The sequence below is a fragment of the Actinorectispora metalli genome, assembly GCF_056323685.1.
Genome location: NZ_JBREYE010000002.1, coordinates 1,503,882 through 1,525,316 on the forward strand (window position 1 = coordinate 1,503,882; position 21,435 = coordinate 1,525,316).

Sequence of the window (21,435 nt, forward strand, 5' to 3'; positions counted from 1 at the left end):
GTCAGCGCCGTGACCGGCTGAGCGCCCGCTGGCCCTTGGCGTGCTGGTGGAACGCGCGTTCCATGTCGCGGCGCGCGTCGCGCTCGGCCAAAGTCTGCCGCTTGTCCCATGCCTTCTTGCCCTTGACCAGCGCCAACTCCACTTTCACCCGGCCGTCGGAGAAGTACATCGACAGCGGCACCAGCGACAGGCCGGTGTTCTGCAGGCTGATCGCCAACTTGTCGATCTGCCTGCGGTGCAGCAGCAGCTTTCTGGTCCGCCGCGGCTCATGGTTGGTCCAGGTGCCCATCGCGTACTCGGCGATGTGCAATCCACGCAGCCACACCTCGCCGTCATCGATGGTGGCGAAGGAGTCCACCAACGACGCCCGCCCCAGCCGGAGACTCTTCACCTCGGTGCCGCGCAGCGCGATGCCGGCCTCGATCGTGTCGAGCACCGTGTAGTCGTGACGTGCCCGGCGATTGGTCGCAATCGCCCTGGGCCCCGCGTTCCGGGCCATGCCCCTCAGCCTACGACGGCGGTCACCCGGTTTTCGCAGGCGGACCGCACGTCCACCGGTGATGAGCAGTTCGGACCCGCCATCACGCCCATGCGGTTGACCCCCGAGCCTCGCAGCCGTCTTCGCCGGCCGGCGGGCCGAGTTCGACGCGCCGGCACCCGAGTCACTGGCCGCGGCGGCGCGGCTGAACGTGCCGCCCGCCACCGTGCCGAGGTCGGTGAGCCGCCGTCGGGGCTCCAGCGCTGAAACCAAGGACTAGGAATGGCGAAGCTCAAGGGAAATTATCTCTAAGGCTGGACCATCAAATACACGGAGGAAGAAACGCAGGACATCGCCAACGGCGCGAATGCGGCAGGCATCGCCGCGGCTATGATTCCCGATCCCGTGCTGTCCAAGGCGGTCGCCGCCTGCCTCGGCCTGGGTGGGCTCGGTCTGCGCCTCGCGGTCCGCAAGGGGTATGCCCGAAGGTCAAGCTGCACAGCCTGCTCCTCCTCCTGACCCCCGAAGGGCAAGGAACTGGGGGAGATGTTGCGGGGCGCGCCGTTCCCCCAGAGTTCGCCCATCCTTCTACTGATCTACCGGCAGGCGAGTGCTGAAGCCGTCACTCTGGGCGTGGACGAGTCAGGTGACGGCATCGTCCACAGTCGACCGGAGCGGTTGCCGCAGCGTCGGAGTCGCGCCAATGAAGGCTGTGAGGTTCGGCCGCGCACCGACAAGCAGGACCGCCCAGCGGTCGCTTACGCGGCGTCCTCCTCCACAAACTTGGGGTCCTAGCAGGCACAACACTACGACAGTCGTTTTCCGGGAAACCCTTTGCCGAAGGGTAATCAAGGTCGGCGCAGCTGTGGTGTCGAATTCTTAGCGCCGTGTATTGGATAGCTCAACGCTTGCAGTCATAAGCTTTCGGAAAGGTTTCTTGTTCATCTCCTTGAAGAGACGTGGCTTGAGTCGTTCCCACTCCGCCCGGCAGGGTCGAGGTTCCGACGGGACCCCGACCGCAGTAACGGATTCGGGGCCGCGGGCGATCCCTTTTGTGGACGTCTGAGCGTGGAGTCGGAGCGGCCACGCTTGACGCTGCGCGCCGTTCACTCCACCGTGTGATCAGGTTTCTCACCGGTTCGGAGCAGTACCGAGCGGTATGATCAACTCAGAGTGATCTTGAGCTTTGTTCATATTGGCGCCTGTAGCACGGGCGTTGGTCAATTCGCGTGATCAGTGGTGCCGGCCATTGACTTCCGTTGCGAAAAGGAAATACTGGACAACCTTGATCACTTGTCAAGCATCGGTGGGCAATACGACCGGATTTGACGAATTGTGATTCAATCCCCCGCATGTCTGGGAGGGAGAATGAATTGGTACCACTGTATCCGGGATTTGAAGTAGCCCTCCGCGGCTTTGACCGTCGGCAGGTTCTCGAGTACGTCGAATCCGTTGAAGATCAACTGAAGCTGCTCACCGGGGAACGCGGCGACGCGCTGAAGCAGGCCGAAAACCTGCGGAAGCTGTTGGAGATCACTCGGCAGGACCTCGAGCAGGCTCGGGGCAGGCTGGAGCGACTGGAGATGTCGCCCAACACCGTTTCCGGGATGAGCGAGCGGCTGCGGCAGATGATGTCGCTGGCAGAGGACGAGAGCAAGTCGCTGCTCAAACGGGCGGAGCATGAGTCGGCGGTCATGCGCAGACAAGCCGAGCAGGAAGCGCGGGAGGCCAGGGAGCTTGCCACCAACCTGACGGCGGATCTGGAAGAGCGACAGGCGAAGTACGAGCGGGAGTACCGGGAGCAGGCGGAGCGGCTGGAAGCCGAGTACCGCCGGTTGCGGGAGGAACTCAAGGCCGAGCACGAGGCGGCCATGGCTCAGGCGCAGCGGGATGCCGAGCAGCTGATGGTCGAGACCGCCGCCCAGTGCGACCGGATCGAGTTGGATGCCGAGCAGCGCATTCTCGCGGCTGAGCGGGACTTCGAGGAGCGACTTGAACGGCACGAACAGGAGGTCTGCGCGAAGCTCGCCGAGCGGGAGACGCTGAGCGCGAAGCGAGCCGAGTTCCTCATCTCCATGGCCGCCAACGAGGCGCAGCAGCGCATTTCGGAAATCGTGGAGCGCAAGGAACACCTGGAGAAGCTGCACGAGGTGGTGTCGATGCAGCTCACCGCCGCGCAGGCCGCGATTGTCGAAGCCTGCAGTCACGTCGGGCCCATTCCGCAGGAGGGGAACGGCAGGCGGGGCCGCGCGGAAAGCAGGGTGAAGGTCGCCGGGACTCCGGTGCCTCCGCAGCGCGGCGCCGGCAAGCAGAACAGCGCGGCCGCATGAGCCGGGCGCCTGTGAGACGTGGGGAGGAATCGGTGACCTTGTCCGTCGAATTCATCTGGGTGCTGTGCTTCGCCTCATTCCTGGCGGGCTGCATCTGCACGCTGGTGATCTTCCTGCCGCCGATGGTGCGTCGGATCACGGCACATACACCAACCGCCGCCCCGCCGCCCGCGCTGTCCTCCCTGATCACCAGGCCGGTGGCAGCCGCGAAAGCCTCGGTGCGGCCATATTTCCCCGCCTCGCCCGCGCCGCCGCTGGTGACCGGGTCAGCGGCAACTCCGATCCGGAAAATCACCACTACGACCGGGCTGCCCTCGCCTCGATCGCAGTGGACCGAACCGACACCGATCACGGCCGATGTCAAGGTGCCCGTACCCGAGCGCTTCCCCGACGAGCAGCAGCAGGCCCTCGGGGGGCCTGTTTCTGAACCCGTCGCGCCGGAACCGCTCGCGGTCGAGCCCCTGGCGGAAGAGCCCGAACCCGCGGTGTCCGAACCAGAGAACACTGTTTTCACGACGCAAGACACGATCGACGAGACGGAAACGACTTCGGAGCAGCCCTCCGGTGACGCGGTGCCGGACGAGGCCCGCGACACCGACCACGCCGAGGATCAGCCGATGACGGCTATCGGCACCGAGAATTTCCGTGATCAGTACCTGCGCAGTTTCCAGGCCGCTCGAGAGCGCTCGCGCGCTCAGCGGCGACAGGCGGCGGGCCTGTCTTCCTGAAATCTGTCAGCCAACCGATCGATTGGTTGACCGACCTCCATCGGCGCCATAGCGTGGCGCCATGGTCAAGGACCCGGGTTGGGAGCCGAGGCGGCTGGCCGCGGTAGCACCTGTGCTGCCGGACGGTGTCACGCCGCCCGGCACCCGCGGCCGCATCCTGCACGCCGCACTCGGCCTCTTCGCCGAAGCAGGCTTCCACGGCACCTCGATTCGCCGGATCGGCCCTGCGGCGGGCATCAACTCCGCGACGCTCTACGCCCACTACCCGTCCAAGGAACAGATCCTGGCCGAGCTTGTCCTGATCGGACACCGGGAACTGCACGACCGTTTCACCGAGGCCATCGCCTCCGTCGACTCCCCCACCGCCCGGCTCTCCGCGCTGGTGCGCGCCCAGGTTCTGCTGCACTGCGATTATTCGCTGCTCGCGGTGGTCATCAACAGCGAACTGCACGTCCTGTCCCCCGAGTTGGCGGCTCCCGCCCTGGAACTGCGTGCCGCCTGCATGCAGCAGAGCCTCGACGTGCTGGCCGCAGGGGTGGAGCAGGGCGACTTCCACGTACCGGACGTCATGCTCGCGGGCACCGCGATCAGCGGGATGGCGCAGCGGGTGGCGTACTGGTTCGGCCCCGATCAACCTTTCAGTCGCGATCAGGTCGCCAAGGAGTACACGGAGTTCGCGCTCCGCCTCCTCGGCGTCACCAACAGGGAGAACGCATGAGCACCGAACCCGTCGTCACCACCACGAGCGGCGCCGTGCGCGGCCGCCGATCGGATTTCGGCACGCTGGCTTTCAAGGGCATCCCGTTCGCGGCGCCGCCGGTGGGCCCGAACCGCTTCCAGCCGCCGCGCCCCGTCGAGCCGTGGACCTCGGTGCGGGACGTGGGCGAGTACGGCCCGACTGCGCCGCAGCTTCAGTACCCGCCGCCGATGGACCAGCTGCTGCACAACGTGATCATTCCCGGCGACGACTACCTGAACCTCAACGTCTGGACACCGGACACCACTGCCTCGCTGCCGGTGATGGTGTACGTGCACGGCGGTGCGTTCATCTCGGGCTCCAACTCCATCGACGGTTACGACGGCACCCGATTCGCGCGTGACGGCGTGGTGACGGTGGTCATCAATTACCGGCTCGGCGCCGACGGCTTCCTGTGGTTCGGCGGCGGCACGCCCAACCTGGGCCTGCTCGACCAGATCGCCGCCCTGCGGTGGGTGCGGGACAACGTCGCCGCGTTCGGCGGCGATCCCGACAACGTCACGGTCTTCGGTGAGTCGGCGGGCGGGATGAGCATCGGCACGCTGCTGGCGATGCCCAGCGCCCGCGGGTTGTTCCGGCGTGCCATCGCGCAGTCCGGCGCGGCGTCGACGGTGATCTCTCCCGCCTTCGCGCGCCGGGTCGGCGAGCGCACCGCCGAGATCCTGGGCGTGGCGCCGAGCCGGGAGGCCATCGCCGCGGTGCCGATGGACCTCCTGCTGGCCGCGCAGACGCAGCTGCGCATGGAGATGGCCGTCAACCCGGCGCACTGGGAGGGGGAGGCACTGCCCTTCGCGCCGATCGTGGACGGCGAAACCCTGCCCGCGCATCCTTTGGAGCTCATCGCCGCGGGCGCTTCGGCGGACATCGACCTCGTCGTCGGCACCACCGCCGACGAGTACCGGCTGTTCGTGGTGCCCGGCGGGATCATCGACCACCTCGACCAGTCCGCGCTCGATGCCACGATCGCGGGATACGGCCTGCCCGCCAACGCGCTGGAGGTCTACCGCGCGAACCGGCCGGACGCGACAACCGGCGACCTGATGAGTGCCGTGATCACCGACGGCTACTGGCGCATCCCGGCCGTTCGGCTGGCGGAGGCGCACCGGGGAACCAGCTACCTGTACGAATTCACCTGGCCCTCGCCTGTCCTCGGCGGCAGGCTCGGCTCCTGCCACGCGCTGGAAGTCGCCTTCGTCTTCGACAACCTGGACAGCCCGCGCTACGCGCCGCTGGTGGGCGACGCGCCGCCGCAGGAACTCGCCGATGTCATGCACACCGCCTGGGTCGATTTCGCCATCGGCGGCGATCCCGGCTGGCCTGCCTTTGAACAAGGCGACCGCACGGAGATGCGATTCGACGCCGTCTCCAAAACCACCACCGACGAGCACGCCGAGGAGCGGCTGCTGTGGGAGGGTCGGGGCTGACCTCTTGGGACCGCCCCGCCGTGCGCGATCATGAGGTGGGATCGGCAACGAGGATGGGAGCCGCACTGTGTTCTTCGATCTGGGAGTCCGTGACTTCCTCGACCGCGCGGAGCTGGTCTATCCGGACCGCATCGGCGTCGTGGACGAACCCGACCAGCCCGCGGAGTCCTGGGGCGAGCTGACCTACCGCGAGGTCGCGCGCCGGGCGAGGGCACAGGCCGCGTGGCTGGACGACCTTGGCGTCCCGGTCGGCGGGCGGGTGGCGATCGTGTCGCACAACGCAGCCCGCATGCTGACCTCGTTCTTCGGTGTCTCGGTTTGGGGCCGCATCCTGGTGCCGGTGAACTTCCGCCTCGCCCCCGCCGAGGTGCGCTACATCGTGGAGCATTCGGGCGCCGACGTGCTGTTGGTCGATCCGGAACTACGGCACCTGCTGGACACGGTGTCGGCGAAGCACACCCTGCTGCTGGGCGAGAGCGACGAGCAGGTGTTCGGCTCGACCGCCGAGCCGACGCCCTGGGCGGGGGACGAGTCGGCGACCGCCACCCTCAACTACACCTCCGGCACCACAGCGCGGCCCAAGGGCGTGCAGCTCACCCACCGCAACCTATGGCTCAACGCCACCGTGTTCGCGCTGCACACCACGGTCAGCGACAACGACGTGCTGCTGCACACGCTGCCGATGTTCCACTGCAACGGCTGGGGCATGCCGTACGCGCTGACCGGGCTGGGCGGCAGGCAGATCGTACTGCGCAAGATCGACGGCGCCGAGATCCTGCGTCGCATCGACCGGCACGGCGTCACCATGCTGTGCGCCGCGCCCGCCGTGGTGACCGCGGCACTGGACGCCGCGAAGACCTGGGACGGTCCCGTGCCGGGGCGGGACAAGGTGCGGATCATCGTGGCGGGCGCACCGCCGCCGACGCGCACCATCGAGCGGGTGCGGGAGGAACTGGGCTGGGAGTTCATCCAGCTCTACGGCCTCACCGAGACCTCCCCGTTGCTCACGATCAACCGCATGCGCTCGGAGTGGGCCGACCGCGACCCGAACGAGCAGGCCCGGCTGCTCGGCCGGGCGGGCGCTCCTGCGCTGGGCGTGCGGATCGCCCTCGACCCCGAAGGCGAGGTGCTGGCGCAGTCCAACCACAACCTCGAGGGGTACTGGGACAACCCCGAGGAGACCGCGCGGGTCCAGGAGGGCAACTGGTTCCACACCGGCGACGGCGGCACCTTCACCGAGGGCTATCTGTCCATCTCGGACCGCAAGAAGGACGTGATCATCACCGGCGGTGAGAACGTGTCGTCCATCGAGGTGGAGGACGCGCTCAACTCCCACCCGGCGGTCCGCGAGGTGGCCGTGATCGGCATTCCCGACGAGAAGTGGGGCGAGATGGTCACCGCGCTGGTCGTCACCGACGGCAGCGAGGTCACGGCCGAGCAGTTGATCACGTTCTGCCGGGACAACCTCGCCGGGTACAAGTGCCCGAAGCGGGTGGAGTTCCTGGACGCGCTCCCCCGCACCGCCACCGGCAAGATCCAGAAGTTCAGGCTGCGAGAGCCCTTCTGGGCGGGACAGGAACGGCAGGTCAACTGACCGGCGGGGCTGTCCCCGCCCGGCGCGGCACCATAAACCTCGCCTCGATCGCAGGCATTCGCATAGGCGTTTCCGATCCGACATTTCCCAGGAAGGCATGATGTTCGCCTAGGGCGACAGCATGCGCACCCCCGGCGGCATCATGACGGCCTGGGGTGAATTGGTTAATGGTGCGATCTTCCCGGTGAGATCCACCGGCATGGTGCCCCTTCCCCTCGAGCGGAGAAAACGCTTGCCCGATCGTGCCTATTCCTGGGAGGGAGCACCGGGTGAGCGGGCGACCGCCAGGCCGCCCACTCACGCCGGATCAGGCCGAATCAGTCGGCCAGCAGTGCATCCAACTTGTCGTAGCCCTCCTGGACGCCCACCTCCATGCCACTGGACATGATGGCGTCGCGGGTCTCCATGTTGTCCACCACGGACAGGGTCTCGATCCTGGTGCGTCCGTCGCCGAGGTCGACGAAGGTGATCGTCTCCAGCGAGACGCCGTCGGGCATGCCCTCCCAGGTGAAGGTCTGCACCAGCCGCTCGTTGGGGCGCACCTCGTGGAAGGAGCCGTAGAAGGAGGCGACGTCCTCCCCGTCGCGGCTGTTGGTGAAGCGGTAGCTGCCGCCGGTCGTGGCGTCCCACCGGTCGATGCGGGTGGTGACGCTGTGCGGGCCGACCCACGCGGTGTATAGGTCGGGGTCGGTCCAGGCCCGGAACACGCGCTCGGGCGGGGCGTCGAATTCGCGGGTGATGGTGATCGTCGGCAGGTTCGGGTCCGCCTCGATCCGGGTCTCTTTCCTGGTGGTGGTGCTCATGACGCTGCTCCTCGCTTTTTCGGCTTGTCCTGCTCGTCCATGGCCGCGAGCACGGCGTCGAGGCGGCTGAACCGTTCCTCGGCCTGCTTGCGGTACCGCTCGATCCACTTGGTCATCAGGTCGAACACCTCCGCTTCGAGGTGGCAGGGCCTGCGCTGCGCATCGCGGCTGCGGGTGACCAGCCCCGCGTCCTCCAGCACCTTGAGGTGTTTGGAGACGGCCTGCACCGACACGTCGTAGGGCTCGGCAAGTTCGCCGACCGTGGCGTCGCCTGCCGTGAGCCTGGCGACGATGTCCCGCCGCGTCGGATCCGCCAGCGCCGCGAACACTCGGGAAAGCCGGTCCTCGACCACCGCGCACCTCCTGCCGTCATTCACAACCTGTTGGTTGAATACAACGGTAGGAGGGACGTCGAGCTTTGTCAACCGTTTGGTTGAGAACCCGTGGCCGCTTATCCGAGGCGGTCCGTCAACCAGCGGTGGAACTCGGTGATGTGGTGTTCGCTGGGCACCAGCACCCCGCCGTCGCGGTAGGCGCGGGAGGACATGGCGGGCTGGCAGCGTTCGCAGGCGTCGAAGTCCTGCTCGTTCACCCGATGGAACAGCTCCACCGACCGCGAGACGTCGCGTCCGCTCGCCACCACCTCCCTGCTGTACAGCCAGTCGCATTCGACGATCGTGCGGTCGGCGGCCATCGGGTACATGCGGTGGAAGATCACGTGGTCGGGCACCAGGTTGATGAACACCTGCGGGTTCACCGTGATCGCGTAGTACCGGCGGTCCTGGTCATCACCGACGCCGTGTAGCTTGTCGAAGCCCGCGCTGCCGTCCACGGTGAAGCCTTCGACCTCGGGCGCGAACTCGGCGCCGTGGCCGACGTAGTACTGCGCGGCGTAGCCGTCGGCGAACTCCGGGAGCACCTCGGTGAGCTCGGGGTGGATCGTGGCGCAGTGGTAGCACTCCATGAAGTTCTCGATGATCAGCTTCCAGTTCGCCTTGACGTCGTAGACGATCCGTCGGCCGACGTCGAGCCGGTCGAGTTCCCAGCCCTCGATCAGCTCCCGCTCCCCCAGCCGCGCCGTGCATGCGCCCACCACGGTTTCCTCGAAGGACGGCGGTTCGTCGGCGAGGCAGACCCAGGCGTAGCCCAGCCATTCCTTGAGGTGCACCGGCACCAGGCCGTAGGCCTTGCGGTCGATGTCGGGCATCTTGGTCAGGTTCGGGGCCGCGACCAGCGCGCCGTCCAGTCCGTAGGTCCAGGCGTGATAAGGGCATTGCAGGTTGCGCCGGACCTCGCCGGTCTCCTCCGTGCACAGCTTCGCGCCGCGGTGACGACACACGTTGAGGAAGGCGCGCAGCCCGCCGTCGCGGCCGCGCACCAGGATCACGCTCTCCCTGCCGACCTCCACCGTCTTGAAGCTGCCCGCGCTCGGGATGTCGGCCGTGCGGGCGGCGGCGATCCACAGCTGCTCGAAGACGCGTTCCTGTTCCCGGCGGAAGATCTCGGGATCGGTGTAGTGCCCGCCGGGGAGGGTGGCGATGAGGCTCGGCGGCAGCTCCGTGCTGATCGTCATGGCGGGACCTCTCAGGCTGCTTCGGGAACGGGGTCGGCCAGTTCACGGCGCATGCGGCCGAAGGACTTGGGGCGGTTGACGGCGAGCACCGCGACCAGCTGTTCGCCGCGGCGATAGGCGGCGACGAAGGACCGCGACTGGGTGTCGCCTTCGACGATGTCGACTTTGTCGCCCGGCCTGCGGAACCCGGCGAACTGCAACCGCACCCCGTACTGGTCGGACCAAAAGTACGGCGGCGCCTGCTTCGCCCGCGGCGGGCGGCCCAGCAGGACGGCCGCGGCGAGTTCGGGCTGCCTGGCCGCGTTCGTCCAGTGCTCCAAGCGGATCACGGCGCCCGCGTAGGGGTTGTGCGCGACCGCGCAGTCGCCGACGGCGACCACGTTCGGCAGCGTGGTCGCGCCGTGCGCGTCGGTGCGCACGCCGTTGTCGATGGCCAGCCCCGAACCGGAAAGCCACCCGACGCACGGGATCGCGCCCACCCCGACCACGACCGTGTCGGCGGGCAGTTCGCGGCCGTCTGACAGGCGCACCGCGCGGACCCGGGTGTCGCCGAGCAGCGCGTCGACCTGGGCGCCGGTGAGGAGCCGTACGCCGTGGTCGGCGTGCAGCCCGGCGCAGACCCGGCCCATCTCCGGGCCGAGCGGACCCGCCATTGGGACGGCGAGCGCCTCGACGACGGTCACGTCGAGACCGAGCCCCCGCGCCGTGGAGGCCACCTCGGCGCCGATGAACCCGGCGCCGATCACCACCAGCCTGCCGCCCGCCCGCAGATCGGCCCGCAGCCTGATGGCATCGTCGAGCGTGCGCAGGGTGTGCACGCCCTCGGGTGGGGTTCCCGGCCATGGGCGGGCGCGGGCACCAGTGGCCAGGACGACGCGGTCGGAGACCAGGCGTTCGCCGTCGTCAAGCAGCACGGCTCGGCCTGCCGCCTCCAGCGCGACGGCCGTGCGGCCCAGCCGCCACTCGACGTCTTCCGCGCCCGTGGTGAGCGCGAGGTCCTGCTCCGATGCCTTGCCCGCCAGGAAGTCCTTCGACAGCGGCGGCCGGTCGTAGGGCAAGTGGGGCTCCGCGCCGACGACAATGAGGCGGCCGTCGAATCCCTGCCCGCGCAACGCGTTCGCGGCGGACAGCCCCGCCAGCGACGCCCCCACGACGGTGATCACCATCAGGCCACCTCGGTGACGGCGACGCGGACGTAGACGTACCCGTCCTGTACGACGACCTCATGCGTGCGCACGGGAGTCTTCGCGGGCGGCCCGGTCGGCCGCCCGGTGCGCAGGTCGAAACACGAGGCGTGCAGCGGACATTCGACCAGACACCCGTCCAGCCAGCCGTCGGCCAGCGACGCATCCTGGTGCGTGCAGGTGTCATCGACCGCGTACAGGGTTCCGTCCACATTGAACACCGCGATCGGCGGCTCGGTCTCGGTACACACCGCCTCCCCGACCGGGATGTCACCCAGAGCACAAACCGGAACCATAACCACCTCCGTTGTGCAATACACAACACGCAGTGCTATACGCAACAGAGTGACTTCCCGGACACACCGGAGTCAAGGGCCCGACCAGGGGAAATTGCTTTCCTTGGCTAAAGTTGCGGAATGAGGAACGAACGGCCGGAAGCACCAGCGGTCCAGGTCCAGTCGGTGGACCGCGCCTTGGAGATCCTCGACATCCTCGCCGCCCGCGGCGAAGCGGGCGTCACGGAGATCGCCGCGATGCTGGGTGTGCACAAATCGACCGCGTTCCGCCTCATCGGCGCCCTGGAAAGCCGCCAGCTGGTCGAGCAGATCGGCGAACGCGGCAAGTACCGCCTCGGCTTCGGCATCGTCCGCCTTGCCGGTGTCACCACCGCCCGACTCGACCTGGCCCGCGAAAGCGAGCCGATATGCAGGCGCCTGGCCGAGGAACTGGACGAGACCATCAACATCGCGATCCTGGATTCGGGCCAGGCCACCAACATCGCCCAGGTCTACGGCTCCGCCGCGGTGACCACCCGCAACTGGATCGGCCAGCGCACTCCTCTGCACGCCACCTCCAGCGGCAAGGTCCTGCTGGCCTGGGCGCCCGACGAGGACCGCGACCGCGCCATGGACACCCTGGAGCGCTACACCTCCAACACGATCACCAGCCGCTCCAAGCTGCTGGCGGAGTTGGAGGTCATCCGCGACCGAGGCTGGGGCTGCACCAACGAGGAACTGGAGATCGGCCTCAACGCCGTGGCCGCCCCCATCCGCGGCGCCGACGGCACCGTCGTGGCCGCCGTCAGCGTCTCCGGCCCCGCCTACCGCCTCACCCCCGACTCCTTCCCCACGACCGCAACCACCCTCACCAAGGGCGCCGACGAAATCAGCTACCGCATCGGCTACTTCGGCCCGAAATGACCCAGAAAGGGTCCGTAGCACGACGCGCTACACGGCGCTACATTGACGCTCATGCGCGTTATCACTCAGCGGGAGTTACGCAACAACTCCGCTGCCGTCATGGATGCCGTGGAGGCAGGCGAGACCTACCACGTCACCCGCAACGGCATCGAGGTCGCCGAGTTGCGCCCCCTCCCCCGCCGAAGGCGATTGAGCGCCGAGGAACTCGTGGAGCGTCACCGGAGACTGCCACGAGTTGACTATGTGCGCCTTCGCCACGAGGCGGATGAATTCTTCGGTAGTGAAGACCGCCTTGACGCCGACGACCCATGGGGAACCGATCGTGGTTGAGCGACACGAGTCCGGCGTGCTCGACACGTGCACCTACATCGATCTGGATCAACTCGATCCGAGCGCGCTGCCTGCTATACCCGAGATCTCCGCGATCACCTTGGCAGAGTTGCATCAGGGTGTAGCCATGGCCAAAGACGCGTCCGCCCGAGCAGCGCGAACCGAGAAGTTGGGCGCGGCGATCGTCGACTTCGAAGCGCTGCCGTTCGATGGTGATGCGGCGGCGCGCTACGGAACGCTCGTCGCACTCACCATTTCAGCCAATCGCAGCCCCCGCCCCCGTCGTCCCGATCTGATGATCGCCGCTATCGCTTCATCCCGCGGATTGCCGCTGTACACCCGAAATGGCGATGACTTCGCGGGTCTCGAATCGATGCTGGAAGTAGTGGTTGTCTGAGGACCAACCAGGCGTCAGTGGCCGCGGGCTATCCAGTCGTCCAGGTGTGGGGATTCCGCGGCGATGCGTGTCGAGTCGCCGTGGCCGGTGTGGACGACGGTGGTCGGGGGCAGGTCGAGTAGGCGGCGGCTGATGGAGTGGACGATCGTGGGGAAATCGCTGTAGGAGCGGCCGGTGGCGCCGGGGCCGCCCGCGAAGAGGGTGTCGCCGGTGAAAACCGCCTCCAGCTCCGGGGCGTACAGGCACACCGAGCCGGGTGAGTGGCCTGGGGTGTGCAGGACTCGGAGGGCGAGGCCGCCAGCGGCGACCAGTTCGCCGTCGTGCAGCGGCTGGAACGTCCACTCCGGATAGACCTGCCGCCAGAGCACCTCGTCGGCGGGGTGCAGCAGGACCGGCGCGTCGACCGCCTCCGACAAGGCTCGGGCCGCGTTGATGTGGTCGTTGTGGCCGTGCGTGCACACGATGGCGGGGACGCGGCGGCCGTCCACCGCCTTCACGATGGCTTCGGCGTCGTGGGCAGGGTCGATCACCAGCACCTCGGCGTCGTCGCCGACCAGCCAGACGTTGTTGTCCACGTCCCAGGTGCCGCCGTCCAGGCTGAAGGTGCCGGAGGTGACGACGAGGTTGACGCTCACAGGACCACCACCGAGCGCAGCACCTCGCCGCGGTGCATGCGGTCGAAGGCCGCTTCCACGTTGTCGAGGGCGATGGTCTCCGAGACGAACGCCTCCAGGTCGAGGCGGCCCTGGCGGTAGAGGTCGACCAGCATGGGGAAGTCGCGGGAGGGCAGGCAGTCGCCGTACCAGGACGACTTCAGTGCGCCGCCGCGGCCGAAGATATCGATCATCGGCAGGTCCACCCGCATGTCGGGGGTCGGCACGCCGACCAGCACCACCGTGCCCGCCAGGTCGCGGGCGTAGAAGGCTGCCTCGTAGGTCTCGGGGCGGCCGACAGCCTCGATCACGACGTCGGCGCCGAAGCCTCCGGTGTGGGAGCGGATGGCCTCAACGGGGTCGGTGCCCGCGGAGTTCACGGTGTGGGTGGCGCCCAAGCCCTTGGCCCACTCCAGTTTCCGGTCGTCGATGTCCACGGCGATGATGGTGGTGGCGCCTGCCAGGGCGGCGCCCGCGATCGCGGCGTTGCCGACGCCGCCGCAGCCGATCACGGCGACCGAGTCGCCGCGGGTCACGCCGCCGGTGTTGACCGCGGCGCCGAGACCGGCCATCACGCCGCAGCCCAGCAGGCCCACCGCGGCCGGGGAGGCCTCGGGGTCGACCTTGGTGCACTGGCCGGCGGCGACCAGGGTCTTTTCGGCGAAGGCGCCGATGCCCAGGGCTGCGGTGAGTGGGGTGCCGTCTGCCAGCGTCATGGGTTGGGTGGCGTTGTGGGTGTTGAAGCAGTACCAGGGTCGGCCGCGCAGACAGGCCCGGCAGGTGCCGCAGACCGCGCGCCAGTTGAGCACCACGAAGTCGCCGGGCTCCACTTCGGTCACGCCGTCGCCGACGGTTTCCACGGTGCCCGCCGCTTCGTGGCCGAGCAGGAAGGGGAACTCGTCGTTGATGCCGCCCTCGCGGTAGTGCAGGTCGGTGTGGCACACCCCGCAGGTCTGCACGCGGACCAGCACTTCGCCGGGGCCGGGGTCGGGCACGATGACGGTCTCGATGGTGACGGGCTCGCCTTTGGCCTTGGCCACGACGCCGCGTACCTCGTTCATGTGCTTGCTCCTCACGCGAACCAGTGCTGGGGACGGGGATCGGTGTTCTGGTAAATGTGCTTGGCCTCGCGGTATTCGGCCAGTCCTGACGGGCCTAGTTCGCGGCCGACACCGGAGCGTTTGAAGCCGCCCCATTCGGCTTGCGGCAGGTAGGGGCCGAAGTCGTTGATCCACACCGTGCCGTGGCGCAGGCGGCGCGCCACCCGTTCGGCGCGGGCCCGGTCGGTGGTCCACACCGCGCCCGCGAGGCCGTAGTCGGTGTCGTTGCCGAGTTCGACGGCCTCGTCCTCGGTGCCGAAGCGTTCCACGGTGAGGATGGGGCCGAAGGTCTCCTCCCGCACGATCCGCATGGCGCGGTCGCAGTCGGCGAAGATGGTCGGGAGGTAGAAGAAGCCGTCCCGCAGGGCGGGGTCGGTGGGGCGGGCTCCGCCGGTGAGCAGCTTGGCGCCTTCGCCGCGGCCGATCTCGACGTAGCGCTCGATCTTGGTGCGGTGTTCGGCCGACACCAGTGGGCCGCTGCGGCTTTCCGGGTCGAGGCCGTTGCCCAGCCGGATCGTCTCGGCGCGGCGGACAAGCTCGGCGACGAAGTCGTCGTGCAGGCTGTCCTGCACGATCAGCCGGGTGCCCGCCGAGCAGACCTGGCCCGCGTGCAGGAACACGCCGGTCAGCGCGTAGTCCACGGCGGCGTCGAAGTCGGCGTCGGCGAAGACCAGGTTGGGGTTCTTGCCGCCGAGTTCGAGCGCCACCTTCTTCACCGTCTCCGCGGCCGAACGCATGATCGCCTTGCCGGTGGACAGGCCGCCGGTGAACGACACCAGGTCCACCTCGGGGCTTTCCACCAGCGCCGCGCCGACTTCGGTGCCCGCGCCGAGAATGAGGTTCACCACCCCGGGCGGGGCGCCCGCCTGCTCGATGAGTTCGACCAGCCTGATTGTCGTCATCGGCGTGAGCTCACTGGGCTTGAGCACCATGGTGCAGCCCGCCGCGAGCGCGGGCGCGACCTTCCACGAGGCTTGCAGCAGCGGGTAGTTCCACGGCGCGATCAACGCGCACACGCCGACCGGCTCGTACACGATGCGGCTGACCACCGCGGGGTCGCCCGCGTCGACAAGGCGGCCGGGGTCTCCTTCGGCCAGGCCCGCGTAGTAGCGGAACACGGCGACCACGTCGTCGACGTCGATGCCGCTTTCGACCAGGGTCTTGCCGGTGTCGATGGTTTCCCAGCGGGCCACGTTGGCGCGGTCGGCGGCCAGCAGGTCGGCGATGCGCCGCAGCAGGTCCGCGCGTCGCCGAGCCGTCCACTGTGGCCACTCGCCGCCGTCGAACGCACGGCGGGCAGCGGCGACCGCGGCGTTGGCGTCCTCGGCGGAGGCCTCATCGACCTTGGCGATCACCCGCTGGTCGAAGGGGTTGATGACGTCCCGTCGGCCGCCTGCCGCCGCGGCCACCCAGCGGCCGTCCACGTGGAGGTTGGGCATGGTGGTCCCTTCTAGCGGAAGACGACGGTGCGGTTGCCGTCGAGCAGCACGCGCCGCTCCACATGCCATTGGACCGCACGGGCGAGCGCGAGGCATTCCGCGTCGCGGCCGATCACGGCGAGATCCCGCGGAACCTGCGAGTGATCCACCCTGATCACCTCCTGCTCGATGATCGGCCCCTCGTCCAGATCGGGCGTCACATAGTGCGCGGTGGCGCCGACGACCTTCACCCCGCGGTCGAAGGCCTGGTGATAGGGCTTGGCGCCTTTGAAGCTGGGCAGGAACGAGTGATGGATGTTGATCACGCGGCCTTCCAGCTTCGTGCACAGCTCGTCGGACAGCACCTGCATGTAGCGGGCCAGCACCACCAACTCGACGTCGTGCCGTTCGACGAGGTCCAGCAGGCGGGCCTCAGCCTGCGGTTTGGTGTCGGCGGTGACGGGGATGTGCACGAACGGGATGCCGTAGGAGCGGGCCAGCGGCTCGAAGTCGGGGTGGTTGGACACGATCGCGGGGATGTCGATCCACAGTTGCTCGGTGTGCCACCGGTAGAGCAGGTCGTTGAGGCAGTGGCCCAGCCTGGACACCATCAGCAGGACCCGTGGCCGCTCGGCGGCGTCGTGCAGCTGCCACTCCATGCCGTAGGCGGTCGCGACGCGGGCGAAGTCCGCGCGCAGCCGGTCGATGCTCACCGGCTCACCGCGGGAGGCGAATCGGACGCGCAGGTAGAGCCGGTCGCTCTGGCGGGAGTCGAACTGCCTGCTGTCCAGGATGTCGCAGGAGTGCTCGAGAAGGAACCCGGACACGTTGTGCACGATCCCCAACCGCTCGGGGCAGGTCAGCGTCAACACGAACTCCGACATCCCACCTCCCAAGTTTGTTGCGCTATTTGATTCGCATGTCGCTATATGCAACAGTCAGGGCGGGCTGGGAGTCAATACCTAAGCTGGAGGACGTCATGGACCAGCGGTTCGACTACATCATCGTGGGCGGCGGCTCGGCGGGGTGCGCGTTGGCGAACCGGCTGTCGGCCGATCCCGCGACGAGCGTGCTCGTGCTGGAGGCCGGGCGGCCGGACTGGATCTGGGACCTGTTCATCCACATGCCCGCAGCCCTGACCATGGTGATCGGCAACCGGTTCTATGACTGGAAGTACGTCTCGGAGCCCGAGCCGCACATGCACAACCGCCGGATCACCCAGGGCCGGGGCAAGGTGCTGGGCGGCTCAAGCTCCATCAACGGCATGATCTTCCAGCGCGGCAACCCCATGGACTACCAGCGCTGGGCGGCCGATCCCGGCATGGCGGAGTGGGCCTACGCGCACTGCCTGCCCTACTTCCGGCGCATGGAGAACTGCCTGGCAGGCGGCGACGAGTGGCGCGGCACCGGCGGTCCGCTGACGCTGGAACGCGGCCCGGCCGCCAATCCCCTGTTCGGCGCGTTCTTCGATGCGGTGAAACAGGCGGGCCACCACCTCACCGAGGACGTCAACGGCTACCGGCAGGAGGGCTTCGCGCGGTTCGACCGCAACATCCGCAACGGCCGACGCTGGTCGGCGGCGCGGGCCTATGTGCACCCGGTGAAGTCGCGGCCCAACCTGACGGTCCGCTGCTTCTCGCTGGCGCACCGCGTGCTGTTCGAGGGCACCAGGGCGGTGGGCGTGGAGTACAGCCGTTTCGGCGGAGCGCCGCGCACGGTGCGCGGCGGTGAGGTCATCCTGTGCGGCGGCGCGATCAACACCCCGCAGCTTCTCCAGCTTTCGGGCATCGGCAACCCCGACGAATTGCGCCCGCTCGGCATCGACGTCGTGCACGCCTCCCCCGGCGTCGGCGAGAACCTTCAGGACCACCTGGAGGTCTACGTCCAACACGCCTGCACCCGGCCGATCTCCTTCAACCCGGCGCTGAAGCTGCGCAACCGCCCGCTGATCGGCCTCAAGTGGCTGCTCGGTCGCGCCGGGCCCGCCGCGACGAACCACTTCGAGGCGGGCGGGTTCGTGCGCGGCAACGCGGAGGTGGCGTATCCGAACCTGATGTTCCACTTCCTGCCCATCGCGGTCCGCTACGACGGCACGCCGGTCGGCGCCGAGCACGGCTACCAGGTGCACATCGGGCCGATGTACTCCGATGCCCGCGGCACCGTGAAGATCCGGTCGGCCGATCCGCGGCAACACCCGGCACTGCGGTTCAACTACCTGTCCACCGAGCAGGACCGCCGCGAGTGGGTGGAGGCCATCCACGTCGCGCGGGAGATCCTCGCGCAGCCCGCGTTCGCCGAGTTCGACGGCGGCGAACTGTCCCCCGGCCCCGGCGTCCGCACCGACGCGGAGATCCTCGACTGGGTGGCCCGCGACGGCGAGACCGCCTACCACCCGTCCTGCACGGCGCGGATGGGCTTGGACGCGATGTCGGTGGTCGACCCATCCTCGATGCGGGTGCACGGCGTGGACGGCCTGCGCGTGGTGGACGCCTCGGTGCTGCCGTATGTCACCAACGGCAACATCTACGCGCCGGTGATGATGGTCGCGGAGAAGGCGGCCGACCTCATCCTCGGCAACACTCCCCTGCCCGCTGCGGACGTCGATTTCTACCGCCACTCACCAGGAGAAGCGGCTTAACCCGCCGGAAAGACAGGGCACGTAGGGTCGGTGCCGTGAGCGGACGCGAGTTCACCGACGCTGCGGCCAGGCAGGCACTGGCCGCGCTGCCAGGCCCGTACCTGCCGTGGGGCGCGGGAGCGATGCGGCCGACCGGGCTGGCCGCGGTCTGCAACGACATCGTCCTGAATGGACGTAGCCGAATTCTTGAGCTGGGCAGCGGGGTGAGCACGGTGCTGCTGGCCCGCCTGCTCCACCAACGCCCCGCACCCGCGGACTTCCGCCTGGCCGCGGTGGAACACGACCCGGACTGGGCGGAATGGGTCACGGCACAACTCGACCAGGAGCACCTCGGCCAAGTAACGGTGATCCATGCTCCCCTGGCCGAGCATCCGAAGGCGGCGGGTCTGGCCTGGTATGACGACACAACCCTCAAAGCGGGGCTCGACGAGGCCTTCGGCGGGGATCGGATCGACCTGCTGCTGGTGGACGGCCCACCGGCCTACGCGGAAGGCCACGGCCTGGCCCGGTACCCGGCGCTGCCGGTGCTCAAGGACCGCCTGGCAGCGGCGGCGACGGTCATCCTGGACGACACCGAACGCCCCGGCGAGCAGGCAGTGCTCCGCCGCTGGCAGCAGGAAACCGGATTGGTCTTCGAAGACCGCTCCGAGCAAGCAGGCATCGCGATAGCCAGGAATGGCACCTCCACCGGCCCCCGCCACGCCTAGCTTCGGAGCGGCTTTGTCCGTGGCTCAAGCTCACTCCACCGCCGCGTGTCGGTGCGGTACGACGTGCGTCGGTGGGCCTTCCACTCCGCAGTGCAGGCAGTCGCCGGGATGCGGTGACTCCTCCTGAACGGGCACGTCCGGTTCGGCAAGCACGTTGCCGCGCACGTTCAACGCGAGCAGCCCACCCACCACGGTGAGCCCGGCGCACACCCACATCACCATGCGCCAGCCCTCGGTGAGGGCGACCGGATCGGCGTAGGCGGCGCCGGACAGCCCCGCCAGCGGGGGCAGCACCGCCACCGCGAGCAGGTTGCCGGTCCGCGAGATCGCGTTGTTCACGCCCGAGGCCACTCCCGCGAACCGGTCGGGCGCCGCGGCGAGCACGGTCGCGGTCACCGGGGCCACCACGGCCACCAACCCGAGGCCGAACACCACCACGGCGGGCAGCACATCGACCAGATAGGACGCGCCGGGCCGCACCCGCGTCAGCAGCACCATGCCCGCCGCGATCACCATCGGACCGATCACCAGCGGCCACCGAGGGCCGATGCGCTGGGCGAGCTTGCCCGAACGGGAGGACAGGAGCAGCAGGATCAGCGTGATCGGCAACCCGGCCAGGCCCGCGGCCACGGGCGAGTAGCCGAGCGAGACCTGAAGCTGGAGCACGAACAGCATGAAGACGCCGCCCAGCGCCGCGTACACCACGAACGTCAGCAGGTTGGCCACCAGGAAGGTGCGGTCGGCGAATAGGCCCGGCGGCACCAGCGGGTCGCGCGAGCGGACCTGCATCCGCACGAACGCGGCGAGCGCGACAACTCCCACGACCGCCCCCACCAACACGATGGGGTCGGCCGCACCGCGGGCCGGTGCCTCCACCAGCGCGGCGGTGACACCGGCCAGGCCGAGCGCGCACAGCACCGAGTCGAGGATGGCCGGGCGGCCGTCGCGCAAGTCGTCGCAGGACTCCGGCACATGCCGCCGCGCCAGCCACACGCACACGATCGCGACCGGTACGTTCACCAGGAACGCCAGCCGCCACGACCACAGCTGCACCAGCAGCCCGCCGACCAGCGGACCGGCCGCCGCGGCGAGACCGCCCAGCCCGGACCAGGCGCCGATGGCGCGGGCCCGGTCCTCGCGGCGGAACGCCGACTGGAGGATGGCCAGCGAACCGGGGGTGAGCAGCGCGCCGCCGATGCCCTGCAAGACCCGCGCCGCGACCAGCATCTCGATCGACTGCGCCAGACCACACAGGACGGACGCGGCGCCGAACCACACCACGCCGAGCACGAACACGCGGCGCCTGCCGTAACGGTCACCGAGCGAACCGGCGATGAGAATAAGGGCGGCCAAGGGCAACAGGTAGCCGTCCAGGATCCACTGAAGTCCCGCCACCGACGCGCCGAGTTCGGCGCCGATCTTGGGCAGGGCCACGTTCACCACGGTCCCGTCGAGCATGGCCATGCCAGAGCCCAGAATAGTGGTGGCCAGCACGCCCCGAGCCGCGGCGCTGCCCCATTGGACCTCCGCCATGCGCACGATCATGGCACGGCCGGAAAGGACTCACCGTGCGAGCACTGATCATCGCCGTGACCACGGCACTCACCATGGTCGGCGGAGTGGCATCGGCCTCGACCCCGCTGTCACAGCTGGCATCGCTGTCGGATCGGCGGCTGGCCACCGCGGATCTGGTGGCCGCGTCGAAATGGCATTCCGGGGCACCGATCGACGACCCGGTGCGCGAGCAGCAGGTGCTGGACACCGTCCGCACCCGCGCCCTCCAGCTGGGCACCGACCCGGAGGCCACGGCGCGGATCTTCCGGGACCAGATCGAGGGCAACAAACTTGTGCAGCGCGGCCTGCACGAGCGGTGGTGGTCGCATCCCGCCGAGCGGCCCACCCAGCGGCCCGACCTTGCGGTGATCCGGCAGGAGATCGACCGCGTCAACGAGCTGATCCTGCGCGGCATCGCGTCCTCGGCCGACGCCAGGCACTCGCCCACCTGCCCGACGCACCTGGCGATGGCGACCGTGGAGGTGCTGCACGAACAGCGGCGCGACACCCTGCACTCGCGCGGGCTGACCCGATCGGTCCGGTCACTGTGCGACTAGTGTCGACCGCG

General features: G+C 68.7%; 23 protein-coding genes. 12 read left to right on the forward strand and 11 right to left on the reverse strand.

Features of this window, described 5'->3' with window-relative positions; translation table 11 throughout:
* Position 1: 1 nt before the first annotated feature.
* A complete protein-coding gene (gene smpB, locus ACU6XJ_RS27310) occupies positions 2-499 on the reverse strand; it encodes an SsrA-binding protein SmpB (protein WP_476317758.1) in 498 nt (165 codons plus the stop codon).
* A 369-nt stretch (positions 500-868) separates the two neighbouring features.
* Between smpB and ACU6XJ_RS27315 the strand changes: the two genes are divergently transcribed.
* From ACU6XJ_RS27315 to ACU6XJ_RS27340, 6 genes are all read left to right on the forward strand, one after another.
* The gene (locus ACU6XJ_RS27315; protein WP_476317761.1) at positions 869-997 is read left to right on the forward strand and encodes a hypothetical protein; all 129 of its coding nucleotides are present in this window, start codon (positions 869-871) and stop codon (positions 995-997) included.
* A gap of 854 nt (positions 998-1,851) precedes the next feature.
* Entirely contained in the window at positions 1,852-2,808 is a 957-nt protein-coding gene (locus ACU6XJ_RS27320) for a hypothetical protein (RefSeq protein WP_476317764.1), read from the forward strand.
* 32 nt (positions 2,809-2,840) lie between these two features.
* Entirely contained in the window at positions 2,841-3,536 is a 696-nt protein-coding gene (locus ACU6XJ_RS27325; RefSeq protein ID WP_476317766.1) for a hypothetical protein, read from the forward strand.
* 61 nt (positions 3,537-3,597) lie between these two features.
* A complete protein-coding gene (locus tag ACU6XJ_RS27330) occupies positions 3,598-4,254 on the forward strand; it encodes a TetR/AcrR family transcriptional regulator (RefSeq protein ID WP_476317769.1) in 657 nt (218 codons plus the stop codon).
* Entirely contained in the window at positions 4,251-5,717 is a 1,467-nt protein-coding gene (locus ACU6XJ_RS27335; protein WP_476317772.1) for a carboxylesterase/lipase family protein, read from the forward strand. Before ACU6XJ_RS27330 ends, ACU6XJ_RS27335 begins: the two co-directional genes overlap by 4 nt.
* A 67-nt stretch (positions 5,718-5,784) precedes the next feature.
* Entirely contained in the window at positions 5,785-7,311 is a 1,527-nt protein-coding gene (locus ACU6XJ_RS27340; protein ID WP_476317775.1) for an AMP-binding protein, read from the forward strand.
* 317 nt (positions 7,312-7,628) lie between these two features.
* Here the strand turns inward: ACU6XJ_RS27340 and ACU6XJ_RS27345 are convergent, their stop codons facing one another.
* The 5 genes from ACU6XJ_RS27345 to ACU6XJ_RS27365 all read right to left on the reverse strand — a co-directional run bounded on the left by ACU6XJ_RS27345 (position 7,629) and on the right by ACU6XJ_RS27365 (position 11,167).
* Positions 7,629-8,114, reverse strand: coding sequence for an SRPBCC family protein (locus ACU6XJ_RS27345; RefSeq protein WP_476317778.1), 486 nt, complete (start codon positions 8,112-8,114; stop codon positions 7,629-7,631).
* A complete protein-coding gene (locus ACU6XJ_RS27350) occupies positions 8,111-8,467 on the reverse strand; it encodes an ArsR/SmtB family transcription factor (RefSeq protein ID WP_476317781.1) in 357 nt (118 codons plus the stop codon). The genes ACU6XJ_RS27345 and ACU6XJ_RS27350 overlap by 4 nt, the downstream gene beginning before the upstream one ends.
* Before the next feature lie 98 nt (positions 8,468-8,565).
* Complete coding sequence (locus ACU6XJ_RS27355; protein WP_476317784.1) at positions 8,566-9,687, reverse strand: aromatic ring-hydroxylating oxygenase subunit alpha; 1,122 nt, start codon at positions 9,685-9,687, stop codon at positions 8,566-8,568.
* 11 nt (positions 9,688-9,698) lie between these two features.
* A complete protein-coding gene (locus ACU6XJ_RS27360; protein WP_476318666.1) occupies positions 9,699-10,856 on the reverse strand; it encodes an NAD(P)/FAD-dependent oxidoreductase in 1,158 nt (385 codons plus the stop codon).
* On the reverse strand, positions 10,853-11,167 hold the full coding sequence (locus ACU6XJ_RS27365) for a bifunctional 3-phenylpropionate/cinnamic acid dioxygenase ferredoxin subunit (RefSeq protein ID WP_476317787.1): 315 nt from the start codon (positions 11,165-11,167) through the stop codon (positions 10,853-10,855). Before ACU6XJ_RS27365 ends, ACU6XJ_RS27360 begins: the two co-directional genes overlap by 4 nt.
* Before the next feature lie 120 nt (positions 11,168-11,287).
* On the opposite strand from ACU6XJ_RS27365, the gene ACU6XJ_RS27370 reads away from it, so the two are divergent.
* Genes ACU6XJ_RS27370 through ACU6XJ_RS27380 form a run of 3 tightly spaced genes read left to right on the forward strand, consistent with a single transcriptional unit; the run spans position 11,288 to position 12,797 of the window.
* Positions 11,288-12,070: an IclR family transcriptional regulator gene (locus ACU6XJ_RS27370; protein ID WP_476317790.1), complete on the forward strand. Its 783-nt coding sequence runs from the start codon at positions 11,288-11,290 to the stop codon at positions 12,068-12,070.
* Positions 12,071-12,121: 51 nt separating this feature from the next.
* On the forward strand, positions 12,122-12,400 hold the full coding sequence (locus tag ACU6XJ_RS27375) for a type II toxin-antitoxin system Phd/YefM family antitoxin (RefSeq protein ID WP_476317793.1): 279 nt from the start codon (positions 12,122-12,124) through the stop codon (positions 12,398-12,400).
* Positions 12,393-12,797, forward strand: coding sequence for a type II toxin-antitoxin system VapC family toxin (locus tag ACU6XJ_RS27380; protein ID WP_476317795.1), 405 nt, complete (start codon positions 12,393-12,395; stop codon positions 12,795-12,797). Before ACU6XJ_RS27375 ends, ACU6XJ_RS27380 begins: the two co-directional genes overlap by 8 nt.
* Positions 12,798-12,811: 14 nt before the next feature.
* Here ACU6XJ_RS27380 and ACU6XJ_RS27385 read toward each other — a convergent pair whose 3' ends face one another.
* The 4 genes from ACU6XJ_RS27385 to purU are packed head-to-tail and all read right to left on the reverse strand — an operon-like array spanning position 12,812 to position 16,852.
* On the reverse strand, positions 12,812-13,432 hold the full coding sequence (locus ACU6XJ_RS27385; protein WP_476317798.1) for an MBL fold metallo-hydrolase: 621 nt from the start codon (positions 13,430-13,432) through the stop codon (positions 12,812-12,814).
* Positions 13,429-14,511, reverse strand: a complete 1,083-nt coding sequence (locus tag ACU6XJ_RS27390; RefSeq protein ID WP_476317800.1) for an S-(hydroxymethyl)mycothiol dehydrogenase — start codon at positions 14,509-14,511, stop codon at positions 13,429-13,431. Before ACU6XJ_RS27390 ends, ACU6XJ_RS27385 begins: the two co-directional genes overlap by 4 nt.
* Positions 14,512-14,522: 11 nt before the next feature.
* Entirely contained in the window at positions 14,523-15,989 is a 1,467-nt protein-coding gene (locus ACU6XJ_RS27395; protein WP_476317803.1) for an aldehyde dehydrogenase family protein, read from the reverse strand.
* 11 nt (positions 15,990-16,000) lie between these two features.
* Positions 16,001-16,852, reverse strand: a complete 852-nt coding sequence (gene purU / locus ACU6XJ_RS27400; protein WP_476317806.1) for a formyltetrahydrofolate deformylase — start codon at positions 16,850-16,852, stop codon at positions 16,001-16,003.
* Positions 16,853-16,947: 95 nt separating this feature from the next.
* Between purU and betA the strand changes: the two genes are divergently transcribed.
* Together betA and ACU6XJ_RS27410 are read left to right on the forward strand one after the other, a co-directional pair.
* The gene (gene betA / locus ACU6XJ_RS27405) at positions 16,948-18,606 is read left to right on the forward strand and encodes a choline dehydrogenase (protein ID WP_476317808.1); all 1,659 of its coding nucleotides are present in this window, start codon (positions 16,948-16,950) and stop codon (positions 18,604-18,606) included.
* Between the two features lie 35 nt (positions 18,607-18,641).
* Positions 18,642-19,313: a class I SAM-dependent methyltransferase gene (locus ACU6XJ_RS27410; RefSeq protein ID WP_476317811.1), complete on the forward strand. Its 672-nt coding sequence runs from the start codon at positions 18,642-18,644 to the stop codon at positions 19,311-19,313.
* A 30-nt stretch (positions 19,314-19,343) separates the two neighbouring features.
* Here the strand turns inward: ACU6XJ_RS27410 and ACU6XJ_RS27415 are convergent, their stop codons facing one another.
* The gene (locus ACU6XJ_RS27415; protein ID WP_476317814.1) at positions 19,344-20,846 is read right to left on the reverse strand and encodes an MFS transporter; all 1,503 of its coding nucleotides are present in this window, start codon (positions 20,844-20,846) and stop codon (positions 19,344-19,346) included.
* A 35-nt stretch (positions 20,847-20,881) separates the two neighbouring features.
* Between ACU6XJ_RS27415 and ACU6XJ_RS27420 the strand changes: the two genes are divergently transcribed.
* Entirely contained in the window at positions 20,882-21,424 is a 543-nt protein-coding gene (locus ACU6XJ_RS27420; RefSeq protein WP_476317816.1) for a chorismate mutase, read from the forward strand.
* The last annotated feature ends 11 nt before the right edge of the window (positions 21,425-21,435 follow it).